General features: G+C 62.9%; 18 protein-coding genes and 1 tRNA gene. 10 read left to right on the forward strand and 9 right to left on the reverse strand.

Annotation, left to right across the window (positions count from 1 at the left end):
• Nucleotides 1–14: 14 nt before the first annotated feature.
• Nucleotides 15–1391: a tetratricopeptide repeat protein gene (locus tag ABLE71_RS11020; RefSeq protein ID WP_348783382.1), complete on the reverse strand. Its 1377-nt coding sequence runs from the start codon at nucleotides 1389–1391 to the stop codon at nucleotides 15–17.
• Between the two features lie 489 nt (nucleotides 1392–1880).
• Between ABLE71_RS11020 and ABLE71_RS11025 the strand changes: the two genes are divergently transcribed.
• The 3 genes from ABLE71_RS11025 to ABLE71_RS11035 are packed head-to-tail and all read left to right on the forward strand — an operon-like array spanning nucleotide 1881 to nucleotide 4451.
• A complete protein-coding gene (locus ABLE71_RS11025; protein ID WP_348783383.1) occupies nucleotides 1881–2294 on the forward strand; it encodes a DUF3489 domain-containing protein in 414 nt (137 codons plus the stop codon).
• A gap of 40 nt (nucleotides 2295–2334) precedes the next feature.
• The gene (locus ABLE71_RS11030; protein WP_348783384.1) at nucleotides 2335–2772 is read left to right on the forward strand and encodes a DUF2924 domain-containing protein; all 438 of its coding nucleotides are present in this window, start codon (nucleotides 2335–2337) and stop codon (nucleotides 2770–2772) included.
• Nucleotides 2769–4451 (forward strand): recombinase family protein, encoded by a 1683-nt coding sequence (locus ABLE71_RS11035; protein WP_348783385.1) that lies wholly within the window; start codon nucleotides 2769–2771, stop codon nucleotides 4449–4451. Before ABLE71_RS11030 ends, ABLE71_RS11035 begins: the two co-directional genes overlap by 4 nt.
• Nucleotides 4452–4671: 220 nt before the next feature.
• Here the strand turns inward: ABLE71_RS11035 and ABLE71_RS11040 are convergent.
• Together ABLE71_RS11040 and ABLE71_RS11045 are read right to left on the reverse strand one after the other, a co-directional pair.
• Nucleotides 4672–4748, reverse strand: a tRNA-Arg gene (locus ABLE71_RS11040).
• A 120-nt stretch (nucleotides 4749–4868) separates the two neighbouring features.
• The gene (locus tag ABLE71_RS11045; RefSeq protein ID WP_348783386.1) at nucleotides 4869–6032 is read right to left on the reverse strand and encodes a M20 aminoacylase family protein; all 1164 of its coding nucleotides are present in this window, start codon (nucleotides 6030–6032) and stop codon (nucleotides 4869–4871) included.
• 195 nt (nucleotides 6033–6227) lie between these two features.
• On the opposite strand from ABLE71_RS11045, the gene ABLE71_RS11050 reads away from it, so the two are divergent.
• Together ABLE71_RS11050 and ABLE71_RS11055 are read left to right on the forward strand one after the other, a co-directional pair.
• A complete protein-coding gene (locus tag ABLE71_RS11050; protein ID WP_348783387.1) occupies nucleotides 6228–7535 on the forward strand; it encodes a D-alanyl-D-alanine carboxypeptidase family protein in 1308 nt (435 codons plus the stop codon).
• Complete coding sequence (locus tag ABLE71_RS11055; protein ID WP_348783388.1) at nucleotides 7532–8635, forward strand: GTP-binding protein; 1104 nt, start codon at nucleotides 7532–7534, stop codon at nucleotides 8633–8635. The genes ABLE71_RS11050 and ABLE71_RS11055 overlap by 4 nt, the downstream gene beginning before the upstream one ends.
• A gap of 211 nt (nucleotides 8636–8846) precedes the next feature.
• Here the strand turns inward: ABLE71_RS11055 and ABLE71_RS11060 are convergent, their stop codons facing one another.
• The 5 genes from ABLE71_RS11060 to ABLE71_RS11080 form a co-directional block, all read right to left on the reverse strand.
• Complete coding sequence (locus tag ABLE71_RS11060) at nucleotides 8847–9077, reverse strand: sulfurtransferase TusA family protein (RefSeq protein WP_348783389.1); 231 nt, start codon at nucleotides 9075–9077, stop codon at nucleotides 8847–8849.
• 69 nt (nucleotides 9078–9146) lie between these two features.
• Nucleotides 9147–10436 (reverse strand): murein L,D-transpeptidase family protein, encoded by a 1290-nt coding sequence (locus ABLE71_RS11065; protein ID WP_348783390.1) that lies wholly within the window; start codon nucleotides 10434–10436, stop codon nucleotides 9147–9149.
• A gap of 220 nt (nucleotides 10437–10656) precedes the next feature.
• Nucleotides 10657–11607 carry an acetyl-CoA carboxylase carboxyltransferase subunit alpha gene (locus ABLE71_RS11070; protein WP_348783391.1) on the reverse strand — a complete coding sequence of 317 codons (951 nt, stop codon included), beginning with the start codon at nucleotides 11605–11607 and terminating at the stop codon, nucleotides 10657–10659.
• 88 nt (nucleotides 11608–11695) lie between these two features.
• Nucleotides 11696–12619, reverse strand: coding sequence for a site-specific tyrosine recombinase XerD (locus ABLE71_RS11075; RefSeq protein ID WP_348783392.1), 924 nt, complete (start codon nucleotides 12617–12619; stop codon nucleotides 11696–11698).
• A complete protein-coding gene (locus tag ABLE71_RS11080; protein WP_348783393.1) occupies nucleotides 12616–12768 on the reverse strand; it encodes a histidine kinase in 153 nt (50 codons plus the stop codon). The genes ABLE71_RS11075 and ABLE71_RS11080 overlap by 4 nt, the downstream gene beginning before the upstream one ends.
• A 127-nt stretch (nucleotides 12769–12895) precedes the next feature.
• Between ABLE71_RS11080 and ABLE71_RS11085 the strand changes: the two genes are divergently transcribed.
• From ABLE71_RS11085 to ABLE71_RS11095, 3 genes are read left to right on the forward strand one after another with little or no spacing between them, the layout of a single operon-like run.
• Nucleotides 12896–13510 carry a shikimate kinase gene (locus ABLE71_RS11085; protein WP_348783394.1) on the forward strand — a complete coding sequence of 205 codons (615 nt, stop codon included), beginning with the start codon at nucleotides 12896–12898 and terminating at the stop codon, nucleotides 13508–13510.
• Nucleotides 13507–14619: a 3-dehydroquinate synthase gene (gene aroB / locus ABLE71_RS11090; protein WP_348783395.1), complete on the forward strand. Its 1113-nt coding sequence runs from the start codon at nucleotides 13507–13509 to the stop codon at nucleotides 14617–14619. The genes ABLE71_RS11085 and aroB overlap by 4 nt, the downstream gene beginning before the upstream one ends.
• Entirely contained in the window at nucleotides 14616–15506 is an 891-nt protein-coding gene (locus tag ABLE71_RS11095) for a transporter associated domain-containing protein (RefSeq protein WP_348783396.1), read from the forward strand. The genes aroB and ABLE71_RS11095 overlap by 4 nt, the downstream gene beginning before the upstream one ends.
• A 12-nt stretch (nucleotides 15507–15518) precedes the next feature.
• Here ABLE71_RS11095 and ABLE71_RS11100 read toward each other — a convergent pair whose 3' ends face one another.
• Entirely contained in the window at nucleotides 15519–15821 is a 303-nt protein-coding gene (locus ABLE71_RS11100; protein WP_348783397.1) for a BolA family protein, read from the reverse strand.
• Nucleotides 15822–15978: 157 nt separating this feature from the next.
• Here ABLE71_RS11100 and ABLE71_RS11105 point away from each other — a divergent pair, with 157 nt between their 5' ends.
• Both ABLE71_RS11105 and cobS read left to right on the forward strand, forming a co-directional pair.
• Nucleotides 15979–16596, forward strand: coding sequence for a J domain-containing protein (locus ABLE71_RS11105; RefSeq protein WP_348783398.1), 618 nt, complete (start codon nucleotides 15979–15981; stop codon nucleotides 16594–16596).
• A 75-nt stretch (nucleotides 16597–16671) separates the two neighbouring features.
• Nucleotides 16672–17658 (forward strand): cobaltochelatase subunit CobS, encoded by a 987-nt coding sequence (gene cobS, locus ABLE71_RS11110; protein ID WP_348783399.1) that lies wholly within the window; start codon nucleotides 16672–16674, stop codon nucleotides 17656–17658.
• Nucleotides 17659–17665: the final 7 nt, after the last annotated feature.

Genomic DNA, 17665 nt, shown 5'->3' on the forward strand with positions numbered 1-17665 from the left:
GTTCGAGACCATGCTCAAAAGCTCTTCGCTATGCTGAATGCGATCGAAAAATTGTCGTATTTGCGGGTGTCGTAGTTGCTATCGACGTAGCGGTATTCCAGCTCGGTGATTAGCGCGAGATCGGGCTTCACTGGGATGGTCAACCCGCCGCCAACAAAGGCTTCCCAGTCCCTCTCGGAAAAGTCGGCGATCATGGGATCTGGGGCGTCGTAGTTGCGGAACAGCGCGCCGGTGTTGACAGCGACGATCCATGCCGGCTTCGAACTGTCGATCGGTGAGGCGAAAGAATAGCGCGGGCCGACGGTGAAACCGCCTTCCAGGTAAGTCAGATAGTCGGCATCGGCCCAAGCTTGCAGCAGGTAGGCGTTGCCGTAGAGCACAGTGGTCGGCGAAAGAATGTACGTCGCGGTGCCGAAGGTCCTGAGCTCGTCACCGTCGCGCAGGCTGGCCGTCGGAGAGCTGTCGCTATCGTGATAGTCCTTGTGCCGATATTCCAGCGCGGCCATCAGATATGTTGCGGGATTCGGCCGGATGACGAAGCGAGTGCCGGCGCCGAGGCCCGCCGAATAGAAATCCTCGCCGAGGAGAACGCCAGAACCTATGCCGTAGATGCCGAGCGCGGCGTTGTCGATGCCGAAGCGGCCCATGTCGAAAGCTGGGCCGACGGTCAGCTCGGCCAGCGCGACGTCGAGCTCCTCCTGCTCGAACTGCTTCGACCCGTAGGTGATGAGGTCGACTTCGAGCGTATCGCCCTGCGATTCCAAATTGTGCGACCAGTGGAAGACGCCAGTGGCATAGACGTTGCCGTCCGGCGAGCCTAGAGCGTCCGCATCGAGCGTGAAGGGCAGCCCGTCGAGGATAATAACGGAATCCACCGGCGCGCGGTTTGCGTTGGTCTGGTAACGGATTCCGGCCCTGATCTGGCCGGCGAAGCGAGTCGGATCGGCGGCCGAATCGATACCAGCGAGATACTGCTCGACCTTCTGCCGGACTTCCAGCGGCACGTCCGGAGCGGCAATCGCCGCCTCGAAATAGCCGCGCGCCGTCTCGAATGCAGCGAGCCGGTAGTAGAGGACACCTAGTTCGAGCTGCAGCCTGGGCAGGCCGGGCGCGAAGATCAGCATGCGCTCCAGCGTGCTGATTGCCGCCTCTATGTCGCCGACCTGCGCCGAAAGCGCGGCATATTCGAAGGCTGCGTCGAGATTGTCTGGCTTCTCCAGCATCGCCTGGAAGAGCGCCTGGCGGCGCACCTGGATCTGCTGGGCGCTGGCGCCGGTGACCTGCGCCGGCACAACCCGCTTGGCCGGTACCGTCGAATTGGTTTGCGCGAGGGCATGGCTGGCCGCAAGCCCGGCAAGCACGAAGGCCGCAATACGAATTGCGTGAAGCACACACCCCCCGAAAGGCAAAAATTATTACTTGTTCCCTTGCGGTAACGCTAACAGCAAGGCACCGGATGAGTCAATTTCCCAAGCAGCTGATCGGATTGGCGAGAAACCTTGGCTCGAGTTGGATGCGGCCGGACCAATGCTTGGCCTGAGATGCCGAAAGCAAGATTGGCCCATTCTTGAAATGAAGATCAGACCGTGAATGGAACCTTGGTATCGAATGACACAGTTCGACCGGATACGAGCATACTCCCCGGCGCGGGTCAGTTGGAACGATCTTCACCTTGCATGCCATGCGTCACTTCAGGAGATAAATATGAAGAGAAAGCAATATCTTAAGCAGAATGGCCGTTGACTGCTGACCCCATACGAGCATTGGTCCTTGCGTGGCCGGCGAATGACTTTGCCGGCCGCGACTATCGGCCCGCCCTCGAGCGCGGGCTTGTCCCGGTACAGGGGCCGGATTGGCCGGGCCTGAACTGGAGACGAACGATGGCAAACAAACACAGCAACACCCAAGTAGCGGACAACGTTGTAGCCGTGGAGGAGAATGGCGCTCGGCAGGCCGTTCCGGCCAAGCCGCGCGGTGCCAGGACGTCGGCTATTCGAAAGCTGGAGCCGATCGAACGAAAGACGAACACCGCGACTGCGGCTCAGCACCGCAAGCCTGCTTCCAAAACCGTGACGTCAAAGAACACCAAGGCTGAGCTAATTGTGAAGAAGCTGCGCACGGCGAAGGGGGCCAGCCTCGAGATGTTGATCGCCGAGACCGGCTGGCAGGCACATTCGGTTCGCGGCTTCCTGTCGGCGGTCGTGAAGAAGAAAATGGCGCTCGATTTAGCGAGCGAGAGTGGCAAGGACGGTGTGCGCCGATACCGAATCGTCAGCGACGCACAGTCGGCGTGACGCCATGTCGAACAGGATGCCGGTTGATCAGGAGGTTGCCGTGCTCGGCGACCTCTCTCGCGAAGAACTCGCCGAACGATGGACAAAGGTCTATGGCCATGCGCCGCCGAAGGGCGCGCGGCGCGACTTTCTGCTGCGTGCTGCTGCTTGGCACATTCAGGCGAAGAGGCTCGGCGGCTTGTCGCCTGATGCGCGCAGGCTGCTACGCACGGCCGCTACCCAGGTGAAGAAGCGGCTCGGAGCGCAAGCGAGCGGAAGCATTTCGGTACCGGATGAATCGTTATCCGCGGGGGCCGCACCCCGCAAGCAACTCCCGCCCGGCACACGCCTGGTCCGTGACTGGAATGGACGTAGTCATGTCGTCGATGTGCTGGAGGAGGGTTTTGCCTTTGAGGGCAGGTTTCACAAGTCGCTGACGGCAATTGCTCATCAGATCACCGGCGCACACTGGTCTGGCCCGAGGTTCTTCGGACTATGAGCACACATCAGAAGAAGCTGCGCTGCGCAGTCTATACCCGCAAGTCGACCGAAGAGGGTCTCGACCAGGAGTTCAACTCACTGGATGCGCAGCGCGAGGCCTGTGTTGCGTACATATCATCGCAGGCCGGGATGGACTGGCGCCTGATAGCCGACCACTACGACGATGGCGGCATCTCGGGCGGGACGATGGAGCGGCCGGCTCTAAAGCGCCTCCTGCAGGATATCCGCGACAGAAAGGTCGATGTGGTCGTCGTCTACAAGATCGATCGCCTGACCCGCTCGCTGATGGACTTTTCAAAGATCGTCGAGGTGTTCGACGCCAACGACGTCTCCTTCGTCTCGGTTACACAACAGTTCAACACGACCACCTCGATGGGCCGACTGACGCTGAATGTGCTTTTGTCCTTCGCGCAATTCGAGCGCGAGGTCACGGCGGAACGCATCCGCGACAAGATTGCCGCCTCCCGGAAGAAAGGCATCTGGATGGGTGGCACGGTGCCGCTCGGCTACCTGGCCATCGACAAAAAGCTGGTGATCGACCCGAAAGCGGCGGACAGGGTCCGCATCATCTTCAGCCGCTATCTCGAACTGAAGTCGGTCCCCATCTTGCTCGATGAACTGAACGGCCAGAGCGGTGAAGACCAAGATTTATCAGCACCGTCCCGGCAAAGCCATCAGCCCTTCACGCGGGGCAAGCTCTATCACCTGCTGTCCAACGTCGTTTACATCGGCAAGGCCAGGCACAAGGACCGCATCTACGATGGTGAGCACGAGCCCATCATCGACGAAGAAAGGTTCGCTGCAGTGCAGGTTCTCCTGAAGGGCCAGGCCCCAAACCGGAGGAATGGCACCAACGTCCGGAACCGGCATCTGCTCACCGGCCTGCTGTTCGATGAAACAGGCGATCGTCTGAGCCCCGTCTTCACCGTCAAGGAAGGCAAGCGCTACCGCTACTACATCTCCAACCGGCTAGAGACTACGACCCGAAACGATCCTTCCGGTTGGCGCTTGCCGGCCGATGAGCTGGAACGCATGGTCCTGCATCAACTGGACGCGATGCTTCTGGACAAGGTCAGGCTGTCCGATTGGGCCGGTATGCTGACGCCTGCAACATCGGTTCGCACCGTGATCGCCAGGGCAGGGGCGGTCCGCGGTGCACTCCAGACCTCAGCGCCTGAGCAAGCGAAGTCATTGAGGTGCCTCATCCGCACCATCCACGTGAAGCCCGGTGAAATGGTCTTCGAGATCGATCCGCATGGGGTGATCGGCGAGGTAGACAGCGCGGGCTCCGATCAGGCCGAGCAACCCGAACAGGACCCAGTCACTATCTCAGTACCGATGACGCTGAGGCGCAGGGGTGCCGAGGCAAAGCTTGTTCTGGAAGGCCACTTGCCCAGCAGGAGACCTGATGATGGTCTCGTTGAAGCGGTGGCAAAGGCCCATATCATGCAAGGCATGCTGACCGACGGCTCGGGCAGAACGATCGCCGACGTGGCGACCGACGTCGGCGTCCATGTTGCCGACGTCAGCCGCATCCTTCCGCTCGCCTTCCTGGCCCCAAAGATCACCGAAGCCATCCTTCGCGGCCGGCAGCCTGTGGAACTCACGGCCCGCGATATGATGCGGGACGACCTGCCCCACCTCTGGACCGACCAGCTCCAACAACTCGGCATCTAAAGCGCGCTTAAACAGTCGTTCCACGGCATTTCACGACCATCGCCCCCGAAATCTATTGGACACGTTCTCCCGCCAAGAGAGACGATCTGGCGAATAGGCCGAAATCCCGGCGTCTCACCGCGTCTCTCTCCCAACAGTTTGCGCAAACCGGTCGCTAAACGCCTGAAAACTCGATGTCTTTCTAGCGTTGAGCGGGAGACCGCGAAATTGGCGGACTGAGTGGTGATCCCGACAGGAATCGAACCTGTGACCTACAGATTAGGAATCTGCCGCTCTATCCTACTGAGCTACGGGACCAACCGCGCAGACACATAGCCGTTTCCGCCGGTTTCGCCAACCGGTTCGGCGGAACTTTTGGTCGGAAGGACTGAAACCCGCCGCCAATGCTTGAACCTTGAACCGCGTCCCGATGACCGCTCAGGCGGCCAGCGCGGTTTCGGCGAGCCTTACCCAATAACTCACGCCGTGGGGGATCGCTTCGTCGTTGAAGTCGTAGGCCGGATGGTGGAGATTTGCCGTGTCGCCGTTGCCGATGAAGATGAAGGCGCCGGGCCGGGCCTCCAGCATGTAGGAAAAATCCTCGCCGCCCATCAGCGGCGCCATGGCGCGATGCACGCCCGACTCTCCCGCGACCACCGCGGCCATGTCGCCGGCGAACACGGCTTCCTCCGCATCGTTTACGGTGACTGGATAGTTGGGCTGATACCTGAAGGTCACCGTCGCGCCGGTCGCTTGACCGATGCCTTCGCAGATCGCCTGCATGCGGTCACGGGCGAGGGCCGCGACTTCTTTCTTCAGGGTACGGACCGTGCCGGCGAGGTCGACATGCTCCGGAATCACATTGTAAGCCTCGCCGCCGTGGAATTTGGTCACCGAGACGACGACTGATTCGGCGGGATCGACGGTTCGCGCCGCGATCGTCTGCAGGGCCGTGACGAGTTGGCTGGCAGCGACAATCGGATCGATCGAGCGGTGCGGCATGGCCGCATGTCCGCCGCGTCCCGTCACGCGGATGTTGAATTCAGCCGTTGCGGCCATGATCGCGCCTGGCCGGATGGCGAACTGACCGATCGGCAGGCCCGGCATGTTGTGCATGCCGAAGACCCGGGTTATGCCAAACCTCTCCATCATGCCTTCCTTGACCATTTCGTTGCCGCCGCCGCCGCCTTCCTCGGCCGGCTGGAAGATGACCGCCACCGAGCCTGCGAAGTTTCTGGTCTCGGCGAGGTACTTCGCCGCACCAAGCAGCATCGCCGTGTGGCCATCGTGGCCGCAGGCGTGCATCTTGCCGGGAATGGTGGACGCGTAGGGTCTGCCGGAGGTCTCGCTGATCGGCAGCGCGTCCATGTCGGCGCGAAGGCCGACCGTCGGTCCGGGACCCAGCCTGCCCTTGATGATGCCCACTATTCCCGTCCTGGCGATGCCCGTCACGACCTCGTCGCAGCCGAATTCCCGCAGCCGCGCGGCGACGAAATCGGCCGTTTGGTGGAGGTCGAAGCCGAGTTCCGGCGTCCGGTGAATGTGCCGGCGCCAGCCGGTGACTTCGTCCTGCATCTCGGCGGCTCGGTTCAGAATCGGCATTAATCTTCCCATTGTTTTGAAGCGGCGGATGGTTGCCCGCACCACGGCTTTTTGCCATCTTGGCGTCACATAGGCTAGATAGCACGAAACGAGCGGATCCGGTGCTGAGGGCGGGTCCTGCTCGTTTCGTCCATTTTCTGTACCGCGGCCCGGGATGAGCGGCTGCGGCCAAAGGCGGGTTCATCGATGCGGCGCATGCTTTCTCTCGCTATGGCAATTTGGGCGCTCGTTGCGCTTGCCACGGCTTCGAATGCCGGGCCGTCGCTGCTGTTCGACGCCAAGAGCGGGCAGGTGATCGAGAGCGAAGATCCGTTTGCGCGCTGGTATCCGGCATCGCTTACCAAGCTGATGACGACCTATGTCGCGTTCCGCGCCGTGCAGGCAGGCGAGGTCACGCTGCAATCGCCGGTCCGGGTTTCTCGCAACGCCGCCAATGAGCCGCCGAGCAAGATGGGCTATCCGGTTGGCACCATACTCACGCTCGACAATGCCCTCAAGATCATCATGGTGAAGTCGGCCAACGACATCGCCACGTCGATAGGCGAGAGTCTCGCCGGTTCGGAAGAGGCGTGGGCCGCGCGCATGAACGCCGAATCGAAACGCCTCGGCATGACCGGCTCGCATTGGGCCAACGCGCATGGCCTGCACGACGACGCCCAGTATACGACGGCCCGCGACCTCGGCCTGCTCGCTTCCGCATTGCGCAGCGAATTCCCGCAATATGCGAGCTATTTCTCGATCGAGGGTCTTTCCTTCGGCAAGCAGGTGATTCGGAGCCACAACGCCCTGATCGGCCGCTTCGAGGGGGCCGACGGCATGAAAACCGGCTACACCTGCCCTGCAGGCTACAACCTCGTCGCCTCGGCGACGCGTGATGGCCGCACGCTGATGGCGATCGTCATCGGCGCTACCTCGGTCAAGGCTCGCAACGAGGCGGCCGCCGGCCTGCTGGCGAAAGGTTTCTCGCAGCCCGTCGCGGGAGGATCTACCCTTGCGGCAATGCAGCCCTCGGGCGCCGGCATCAATCAGGCGACCAACATGCGCGAGGCGCTCTGCACCAAGGCCGGCAGCACCGCGTTGCGCAAGAAGGAACGCGAGATCGCGGCCCAGCGCAAGAAGGAGGGCAAGCCCGAGCCGGCCTCCTATCTCGCACAGCGCGATACGCCGAGGGAACTGATCCCGATCAGCATCGGCACGGCCACCGGCCCGGCGACACCCGCCGTCGCGGCGCTGCTGATCCAGGACGCTGCGGAAAAAGCCGCCAAGGCCGCCGAAGAGGCGAAGAAGCAGGCGGCGGTCGCTTCGGGCGAGGATCCGAGCATTCCGCTTCCGGCCTGGCGTCCGGACATGCCTGCGCCCGAGGGCTGGGAGCCTGTTGCAATCGGTGATTCAGCCACGCTGGAGACGGACACGGCCGAGACGGAAACGGCGGCTGAGGATGCGGCGGCTGAGGATGCGGCGACAGCCGGTCCCGATCCGGCGATCGTCACGCTCGATCAATGAACCCTCACCCGATACCGGTCTCGGTGCTGACCGGATTCCTCGGCGCCGGCAAGACGACGCTGCTCAACCGGCTGCTGAAGGACCCGGCGCTCGCCGATACGGCGGTCATCATCAACGAGTTCGGCGATGTGGCGATCGACCACCTGCTGGTCGAGAATTCGTCGGACGGCATCATCCAGCTTGCCGACGGCTGCCTCTGCTGCACCGTGCGCGGCGATCTCGTCGATACGCTCGCCGATCTCGTCGACCGGCTGCAGACCGGCCGCCTTGCTGCGCTGAAACGCGTGATCGTCGAGACGACCGGGCTTGCCGATCCGGCGCCCGTCCTGCAGTCGATCATGGGACATCCGGCGCTGGTGCAGGCCTACCGGCTCGACGGCGTCATCGCGCTGGTCGATGCGGTGAACGGCGACGCGACGCTGGACAATCATGTCGAGGCCGTTAAGCAGGTCGCCGTCGCCGATCGCATCGTGCTCGCCAAGACCGATCTGATCGCCGGTCCCGTCGCGGTGACCTCCTTGCGCAATCGCCTGCGCGGCATCAATCCGTCGGCGCCCATCATCGACGCGCGGGACCCCGAGGCTGGGTATGCCGCGCTGTTCGATTGCGGGCTCTATGATCCGTCGACCAAGACCGTCGACGTTCGCCGCTGGCTGGGTGAAGAAGCCGAGCATCCGCATCCGCATGAGCACGGACACGACCACCACGATCACGATCACCACCGCCATGACGCGCGTATAAAGACGTTCACGCTGGTCTACGACCGGCCGGTGCCGTTTTCGACGATCGAAATGTTCCTGGACCTTCTGCGCTCGGCGCATGGGGACAAGCTGCTGCGCATGAAGGGCGTTATCGAACTGGCGGAAGACCCGTCGCGGCCGCTGGTCGTGCACGGGGTCCAGACTCTGCTCCACCCCCCGGCTCGTCTCCCGGCCTGGCCGGACGACGTTCGCGGCACCCGGCTGGTGCTGATCACGCTGGATATGCCCGAAGACTATGTGCGGCGTATGTTCTCGGCCTTCACCAACACGCCGTCCATCGATACGCCCGACCGGGCGGCAGTGGAGCGCAATCCGCTCGCCATCGCCGGCATGCGTTGAAGTACAGCGTTGACAGGAGCCGACCCGCTTGCTGGGTGGCCGGCCAAGACAAAAGAAAAGCCGGCCTTTCGGCCGGCTTTAAATAACAACGACGGACCAATTAGGGGGGTCGGGGACAGCCCGTCGTCTGCCTAACAACCCGCCGCCGCCGCATAGGTTCCACCAGTTTCAAGGAAAAACGGCGGATTACGTCTTTTTCGCCAAACCGGGTTTACCCCCCCCGCTCTACCAAGAAACGATGGCCTTCGCCGGCGCTTTCCCGCTCGATCAGAATGTGACCTTCGTCGGAGCAGAAGGCCGGAATGTCGATCGATGCCAGCGGATCGGTGGTTTCGAGCCACAGCCGGGTACCCGGACGCATGCCGGCAAGCCGCTTTTTCGCCCGCAGCACGGGGAGGGGGCATTTCAGCCCCTTGAGATCGTAGACGCCGGGTTCCGCCACGCGAGCATTTCCAGGAAAAGTGGGATTCGGTTTTGCGTCCCGAATCGCCGCGAAGAACAGGGAGTCGGCTCAACTGCCGAAGATATTGACGATCCGCTTGCGCGCGCTGCTGAACAGGCCCGCCTTTTCGGTCGCAGGCGCCGCCTCGACAGGTACGGCGTCCGGCGCAACCGTCCCGGTCGCGACAACTGGCTGCGCGGCCGCCACCTTGGCTGCATCCGCGACCCGCTTTTTCTCCTCGGCCTTGGCAAGCGCGATCGCCTTCTTCTCGGCTTCGGCCTTGGCCTTTTCGGCGGCGGCGGCATCAAGTGCCGCCTGGCGCTTGCCCGCCGGAGAATCGATGCGGCCCATCTGTGCGGTCTGGCTGACGGTGCCGTCGGCGTTCAGCGACGGCGGCTCGATTGGAATACGCTCGCCGCGGGCGCGCTTCTTGGTCCATTCCGAGACGATGTTTGCCTCGTTCAGCCCAGCGATCGAGGGCCTGGGCGGCAGCTTATCGCCCTTTTTTGCAGCGATCGTGAAGGCTGCGTCATAACTCTTCTGGTAGGACTGGTAGGCGGTCGCGAGCGTGTCGGGCTGCGTCGAAGGCGGGCAAGCGGCGGTCGCGTTGAACGTCGCCGTTCCCTCGGGAATGCGGTTGAACACGTAGCGTTTTTCGCAGACGTCGACCTTCGGCGGCACCTTGGTGACCTCGAACTGGTCGTAGCCTTCCTTCAGCATCGTCCAGAACTCGAAGTTCGGGTCGTTCCGGTAGCGCGCCATGTTGGCGGCGGTCATGCGGAAGGGGAAGGCCTGGATCTGGAACTCGGTCTGGCCGCCACGGAAGGCGTCGCGGCCGAAAGCGTAGATTTCCTCGATCTGAGCGTCGGTTACCGCGTAGCAGCCGGACGACGAGCAGGCGCCGTGCACCATGAGGTGCTGGCCAGTGCGACCATTGGCGCGGTCATAGGCGTTCGGATAACCCATGTTGAAGGCGAGATGGTAGCTGGAGTTGGGATTCATCTGCGCCGGGCGCACCGTGTAGAAACCTTCCGGCGCCTGGCGGTCGCCCTCTATGTATTTTGGCCCCAGCTTGCCCGACCATTTGCAGATGTCGTAGCTCGCAATGATGTCGTAGCGGCCGTTGCCCTTCTGCTTCCAGATCTCGAGCTTGCCCTCTTCCTTGAAGATGCGGGCCATGACCGGCGACGTGCGCGTCATGCCTTTGGCTCTCATCTCGGCCATGATCTTTTGCGAGAGCTGTTTGTTCGCCCTGGCGCCGCTGCCACTGCTGGACAGCCCGTCCATATCCGAGCCCGTGCAGCCCGCGACGGCCATCGCGGCTATCAGCAATCCGGCGCGGAAAAATCTGGCTATCATCGGTCCCATGTCGTCTCTGGCTGCCGGCGCTCGTTGAACAGCCGATGGCAAATCGGCGGGCAGGGTAGGCCGGTTAACCTTGAAAATTGATTACCGCAAGAATTAACGTCTGTCCCAGACCCCGAGGCAATTCATAGCGCGGCAACGGCATTTTTGTGGCGGAATGCAGCCGAAACACCACAATTGCGGCCGTAAGAGCGACACGCCCGAGCCGACGCAGCTACAGCGAACGGCCCATTGCGAGATATTTCTCGCGGCGGTGTTCGCGGAAATCGACGTTCGATTGCGAGAACTCGCCGAGCGTCCTTGCGATCAGGTCGCCCGTCGCACTGATCACCGCGTCCGGCGCGCGGTGGGCGCCGCCGACCGGTTCGGGAACGATGCCATCGATGATCTTGAGGTCGAGCAGATCCTGCGCCGTAATCTTCATGTTGGTCGCGGCCTCCTTCGAGCGGGTGGTGTCCCGCCACAGGATCGACGCCGCGCCCTCGGGCGAGATCACCGAATAGATCGCGTGTTCCAGCATGTAGACGCGGTTGGCGGTGGCGATGGCGATGGCCCCGCCCGAGCCGCCTTCGCCTATGACCACCGAGATGGACGGGATTTTGAGCGCCAGACAGGCGGACGTGGAACGGGCGATCGCCTCGGCCTGGCCGCGCTCCTCCGCGCCGATGCCCGGATAGGCGCCCGCCGTGTCGACCAGCGAGATCATCGGCACCTTGAACCGGTCCGCCAGTTCCATGATACGCACCGCCTTGCGGTAGCCTTCGGGCCGAACCGAACCGAAATTATGCTTCAGCCGGCTTTTTGTGTCGGAGCCCTTCTCCTGGCCGAGCAACGCTACCGGCTCGCCGCGGAAGCGGGCGAAGCCGCCGACGATCGCCGCGTCGTCGCCAAAATTGCGGTCACCGGCAAGCGGGGTGAAGTCGGAAAACAACCCCTTGACGTAGTCGAGGCAGTGCGGCCGGTCCGGATGGCGCGCGACCTGCACTTTCTGCCATGGAGTCAAGGACCTATAGACTTCGCGCAGCGCCTCCTGGGAGCGCTTCTCGAGCCGCGCGACTTCGTCGGCGACGTCCACCGCTTCGCCGCTTTCGGAAAGCTTCTTCAACTCCAGGATTTTTCCTTCGAGATCCTGAACCGGCTTTTCGAAATCAAGATAGTTGTACATGCGTGAGCGAACCGATGCGTCGGAGCGGGAAACGCGCGGAACCAGCGAAAACGCGGTTCCAAGCCGTGAAATACCGCCTCACATAACGTTACGGCGTCGGGTCGGCAAGCGGATGGTGGTCGTTGACCAGCCGTACGAGCCTTTCCTCCAGCACATGCGTATAGATTTGAGTGGTCGATATATCGGCATGGCCGAGCAACTGCTGGACGGCGCGCAGATCGGCGCCGTTCTGCAGCAGATGGCTGGCGAAGGCGTGACGAAGCACGTGTGGCGAGACCTTCGCCGCAGCAATGCCCGCGCGCGCCGCCAGTGCCTTGAGGTCACGGGCAAAAACCTGCCTCGGCATGTGGCCGCTCTCGGAGGACGACGGGAAAAGATAGGGGCTGTCGGCCAGCGCCGGATTGCCTTCGCGTTCGGCAAGCCAGACGTGCATCGCCTCGCGAGCCTTGGGCGACAATGGCACCATGCGTTCCTTGTTTCCCTTGCCGCGCACGACGAAGAAGCGTTCGTCGCGCTGCGCCACCCTTACCGGAAGACTTACCAGTTCTGACACGCGCAACCCGGTCGCATAGAGCACTTCGACAAGCGCATGCATGCGTTTTGCCGCGACCGCGTCGCCATCCCTGCCTGCTTCGGCCGCTTCGAGCGACGCCCGGTCGAGCAGGCGGCCGGTTTCGGCTTCCGCCATGGTCTTTGGCAGCGACCGGTCCTTGCGCGGACTGTCCAGCGTGCCCGTCGGGTCGTCGGAACGCAGGTTTTCCGCATAAAGGAACTTGAAGAACTGCCTCAGCGCCGAAAGCTTTCGCGCCTGGGATGAGGCGGCGAAACCCCGCGCCGCCATGTCGCCGAGATAGGCGCGGATGTCGTCGCTTGCGGCGTTGGCAAGGCCGCCCCCGATCGCCGCGGAGGCGTCTTCCAGGTCGCGGCGATAGCTTGCCAGCGTGTTGTCGGCGGCGCCGCGCTCGACGCTCATCATTTCCAGGAAGGCTTCAATGCGCGTCGCGCTGTTCATCTGCTTGGTGGGTTGATTCTGTCGGATGGGATGCGCTCGCTCATCTCGCCCTTGTTCGGCTCGACGAGGATGACCAGCGCCAGCATTGCGCCGTAGCCGAGTGCTGCCAGAATGCAGAGAGTGATGACAAACCTGAATAGCGTCGGCATCGATTCCCGGGTCGCCCGCACCTGATTTTCGTCCCGCGCCCTTATGGGACGCGAATTCGGTCAAGACAAGGGCGCGCGGCTAATCGTTTGCTTGACGAAAACCGGCTTTTCATGTCGAAACGCTGCCATGACGGCAACCCCGACACTGGCTGCGGAGAACATGGCGGACCTGGTTGAAAGGCTAGGCACGCGCTCCGTCGTTTTCGTCGGCCTGATGGGTGCGGGAAAGACGGCGATCGGGCGCAGGGTGGCGGGCATGCTCGGCCTTCCCTTCACCGACAGCGACCATGAGATCGAAAGCGTTTCGCGCATGACCATCCCCGACCTGTTCGAACGCTACGGCGAGGCGGAATTCCGCGCGCTGGAACAGCGCGTCATCGTGCGGGTTCTGGAAAGCGGGCCGCAGGTTCTGTCGACCGGCGGCGGCGCCTTCATGAACGCGCAGACACGGGACGCCATAGCGGCGTGTGGGCTTTCCGTGTGGCTGAAGGCAGATGTCGACACGCTGCTCGACAGGGTCTCCAAGAAGCAGAACCGGCCCCTGCTGAAAAATGCCGATCCGCGCGGCGTGCTCGAAAAGCTGATGCTCGAACGCAATCCGGTCTATGCACTGGCCGACGTCACTGTTGCGACGCGCGATGAGCGCAAGGAGGTCATTGCCGGTGAAGTCCTCGAGGCCATCGGCCGTCACCTTGAGAGCCAGGCGTCGGGACCGAAAGCCTACGGCGAGACCGCGTCATGAGCATCGAGACCGTTGCGGTCAGGCTCGGCGACCGGACCTACGACATTTTGATTGGCGCAGGCCTCGTCGCGCGGGCCGGCGAGGAGATATCGAAGCGGCTGCCTGGCATCAGGACGGCCATCGTCACCGACGCGAATGTCGCCGGTTCGCACCTTGCGCCGCTGGTTGCCAGCCTCGACAGGAGCGGGATAGCCTCGACCGTCATCGCGTTGCCGCCCGGCGAGAAGACAAAAAGCTTCGACGCTCTTCAAGTTGTCGTCGATGGCATACTGGCGGCGCGGCTTGAGCGTGGCGACGCGGTGATCGCGCTCGGCGGCGGCGTCATCGGCGACCTAGCCGGCTTCGCAGCCGGCATCGTCCGGCGCGGCATGCGCTTCGTGCAGATGCCGACCTCGCTGCTTGCGCAGGTCGATTCCTCGGTCGGCGGCAAGACAGGCATCAACAGCGACCATGGCAAGAACCTTGTCGGCGTGTTCCACCAGCCGCAGCTCGTGTTGGCCGACACCGAGGTGCTCGACACGCTGCCGGCGCGGGAATTCACGGCGGGTTATGCCGAAATCGCCAAATACGGTCTCATCGACCGGCCGGACTTCTTCGCCTGGCTGGAGAAGAACTGGCAGGAGATATTCGCTGGCGGTCCGGCGCGCGTGCAAGCGATCGCCGAATCCTGCCGCGCCAAGGCCGACGTCGTCGCCCGCGACGAATACGAGACCGGCGACCGCGCCCTGCTCAATCTCGGCCACACCTTCGGCCATGCGCTCGAAGCCGCGACCGGCTACGACAGCCAGCGTCTCGTGCATGGCGAGGGCGTCGCCATCGGCATGGCGCTGGCGCATCGTTTCTCGTCCCGGCTCAATCTGTGCAGCATGGACGATGCGCTGCGGGTCGAAGCGCACCTTAGCGCCGTAGGGCTGCCCTGGCGCATGTCGGATATTCCCGGCGCCCTTCCCGATGCGGACCGGCTGCTTGCCTATATCGCGCAGGACAAAAAGGTGTCGCGCGGAGCGCTGACCTTCATCCTGACGCACGGCGTCGGGAAAGCCTTCATTGCCAGGGACGTTGCGTCCTCGGAGGTGCTGCTCTTCCTGAAGGAGAATTTGCCGGGATGACCGCGGTCGGCTGGATCGTCGCCGGCGTCCTGGCCGGGATTGTCCTCCTGGCCGTATTCGTGCTTGTCCTTCGCACCTGGCTGCTCACCGCCTTCGGATACGAACTCGTGCGGATAGCCGCCCCGCAGCGTCCGGTACATGAGGACCCGGACAGCGCGGCCGCCGGGGCCCGTGGCGAAAGCGGGGCAAGGCAGGACCGTTTAGGCTCGCTTGTCGATCTGCAGGAGCTCGAAGTTTCGGACGTGATGGTCCACCGCATCAACATGCGCTCCGTCAACGCCGACAACCCGCCCGAGGCGGTGGTGCGCGAGATCCTGCAAAGCCCGCACACCCGCATGCCGCTGTGGAAAGGCTCGACCGAAAACATCGTCGGCGTGCTCCACGCCAAGGATTTGCTGCGCGCGCTGAACGAGGTCGGCAACGACTTCTCCAGGATCGACGTGATGAAGATCGCCACAAAACCCTGGTTCGTGCCGGACACCACGTCGCTGCACGACCAACTCAACGCGTTTCTGCGCCGCAAGGCGCATTTCGCTCTGGTCGTGGACGAATATGGCGAGGTCGAGGGGCTGGTGACGCTTGAAGACATCATCGAGGAAATCGTCGGCGACATCGCCGACGAGCACGACGTCGACATGCAGGGCGTGAAGCAGGAGGCCGACGGCTCGGTGGTCGCCGACGGCAGCGTGCCGATCCGCGACCTCAATCGCGCGCTCGGCTGGTCGCTGCCCGACAATGAGGCCACGACCATCGCCGGCCTCGTCATTCACGAAACGCAGTCGATTCCCGAGGAACGCCAGGCGTTCACCTTCCACGGCAAGCGCTTCGTCGTCATGAAGCGCGACAAGAACCGCATCGCCAGGATCAGGATCAGGCCGGTGACGTGAATGCCTGCGGCGTCACCATCGCGTCTTTTCGCCCGGCGCGGCGGGTTCGATAGCCAGCGCATGCACGCTGCCCGTCAATTCGTGGGCGAGAGCCGAGTTGACTGCGCGGTGGCGCTCTATGCGGCTCATGCCGGCAAAGGCCGGCGACACCAGCCGCACCCGGAAATGGGTCTCGCCCTTGCCGTCGAATTCGGCATGGTGTCCGGATTCGACGTGATGGTGGCCGGCGTGAAGATGGCTTTCGTTGATCACGTCGAGCCGCTCGGGCGAAAATGCCTTCTTCAACTTGGTTTCGATGCTTTCCTGTATCGACATCGGCGTCTCCTCTACCCATATATGGGAGGCCATATATGCAGGCCGCCACAAAAGCGCCACCTCGGCACCCGACCCGGTGATTTGTCCCGGTAGGGACCGTTTCCACCAAATGTCAATTCTTGTATCGCGCCGCCGATGTGCTCATAACGGTCGCCAGATGAAGCCGTATCCGAAATATTTCGAAAAGATTCGCATCCGCCGGGACAAGGACGCGGACCTGAAGTCGCGCTCGCCGATATGCCAGTGGGACGGCTGCAAGGAGGCGGGTACCCACAAGGCGCCCGTTGGACGCATGAAGGAAGGCGAGTACTTCAAGTTCTGCCTCGATCACGTGCGCGAGTACAACAAGGGCTTCAACTATTTTTCGGGCGTTCCGGATTCCGAAATCGCGCGCTTCCAGAAGGAGGCCCTGACCGGTCATCGCCCAACTTGGACCATGGGCCTGAACGGCACCATGCGGTCCGCGCCCGACATGGCGCAGATGCGGTCAGGCCGCGCCGGCTATTACAATCGCATGCGCGATCCCTTCAATCTGTTCAACGGGCCGAAGGATCCGCGCCAGCCGCACGAGCGAAAGGCCAAGCCGCTTGAGGCCAAGGCGCTGGAAACGCTTGGCCTTGACGCAAAGGCGACTGGCAAGGATATCAAGGCGCGCTATAAAGAACTGGTGAAGCGCCACCATCCCGACGCGAATGGCGGCGACAGGGCTTCTGAGGACCGGTTCCGCGATGTGCTGCAGGCCTATCGCGTGCTCAAACAAGCTGGTTTGTGCTGAGCGCAGGGTCTGCTAAAGACGCCCCCGAACAAATGGGATTTTGCCGGCGCACGACGCGCCGCGCGTGAGGACGTTATGAACAAGGTCGACCGGGACATCGCCAACCTCCCTGACACGACGGTGTCGGTAAAGGAAAAATTCGGCTTCGAATCCAAAATGGTGGTGCCGGCCTATTCGGCGGCGACTGAGCACGTTCCCGACCTCGACCCGGACTATCTGTTCGACCCGCAGACGACGCTCGCCATCCTCGCCGGCTTCGCCTTCAACCGCCGCGTCATGGTCTCCGGATATCACGGAACCGGGAAGTCCACGCATATCGAGCAGGTCGCCGCGCGCCTCAACTGGCCCTGCGTGCGCGTCAACCTCGACAGCCATGTCAGCCGTATCGACCTCGTCGGTAAGGACGCGATCGTGGTCAAAGATGGCATGCAGGTTACTGAATTCCGCGACGGCATCCTGCCCTGGGCCTACCAGCACAATGTCGCACTCTGCTTCGACGAATACGACGCCGGCCGCCCGGACGTGATGTTCGTCATCCAGCGCGTGCTGGAATCGTCGGGCCGCCTGACGCTGCTCGACCAGAGCCGCGTCATCAGGCCGCACCCAGCCTTCCGCCTTTTCGCCACCGCCAACACCGTGGGCCTCGGCGACACGACCGGCCTCTATCACGGCACGCAGCAGATCAACCAGGCGCAGATGGATCGCTGGTCGATCGTCACCACGCTGAACTATCTGCCGCACGACAATGAAGTGAATATCGTGCTCGCCAAGGCCAAGCACTATCGCGACGCCAAGGGCAAGGAGATCGTCAACAAGATGGTGCGCATCGCCGACATGACACGGCAGGCCTTCATCAACGGTGACCTGTCGACCGTCATGAGCCCACGCACGGTCATCACCTGGGCCGAGAACGCCGAGATATTCGGCGATGTCGGGCTGGCGTTCAGGTTGACCTTCCTCAACAAATGCGACGAACTCGAACGCTCGATCGTCGCGGAGTTCTACCAGCGCGCCTTCGGCCAGGAACTGCCGGAGTCGGCCGCCAACGTGGTGCTCGGCTAGTCCGGAG

Origin of the sequence: Mesorhizobium sp. KR9-304, assembly GCF_040049215.1 — a bacterium.
Classification (GTDB): domain Bacteria; phylum Pseudomonadota; class Alphaproteobacteria; order Rhizobiales; family Rhizobiaceae; genus Mesorhizobium_K.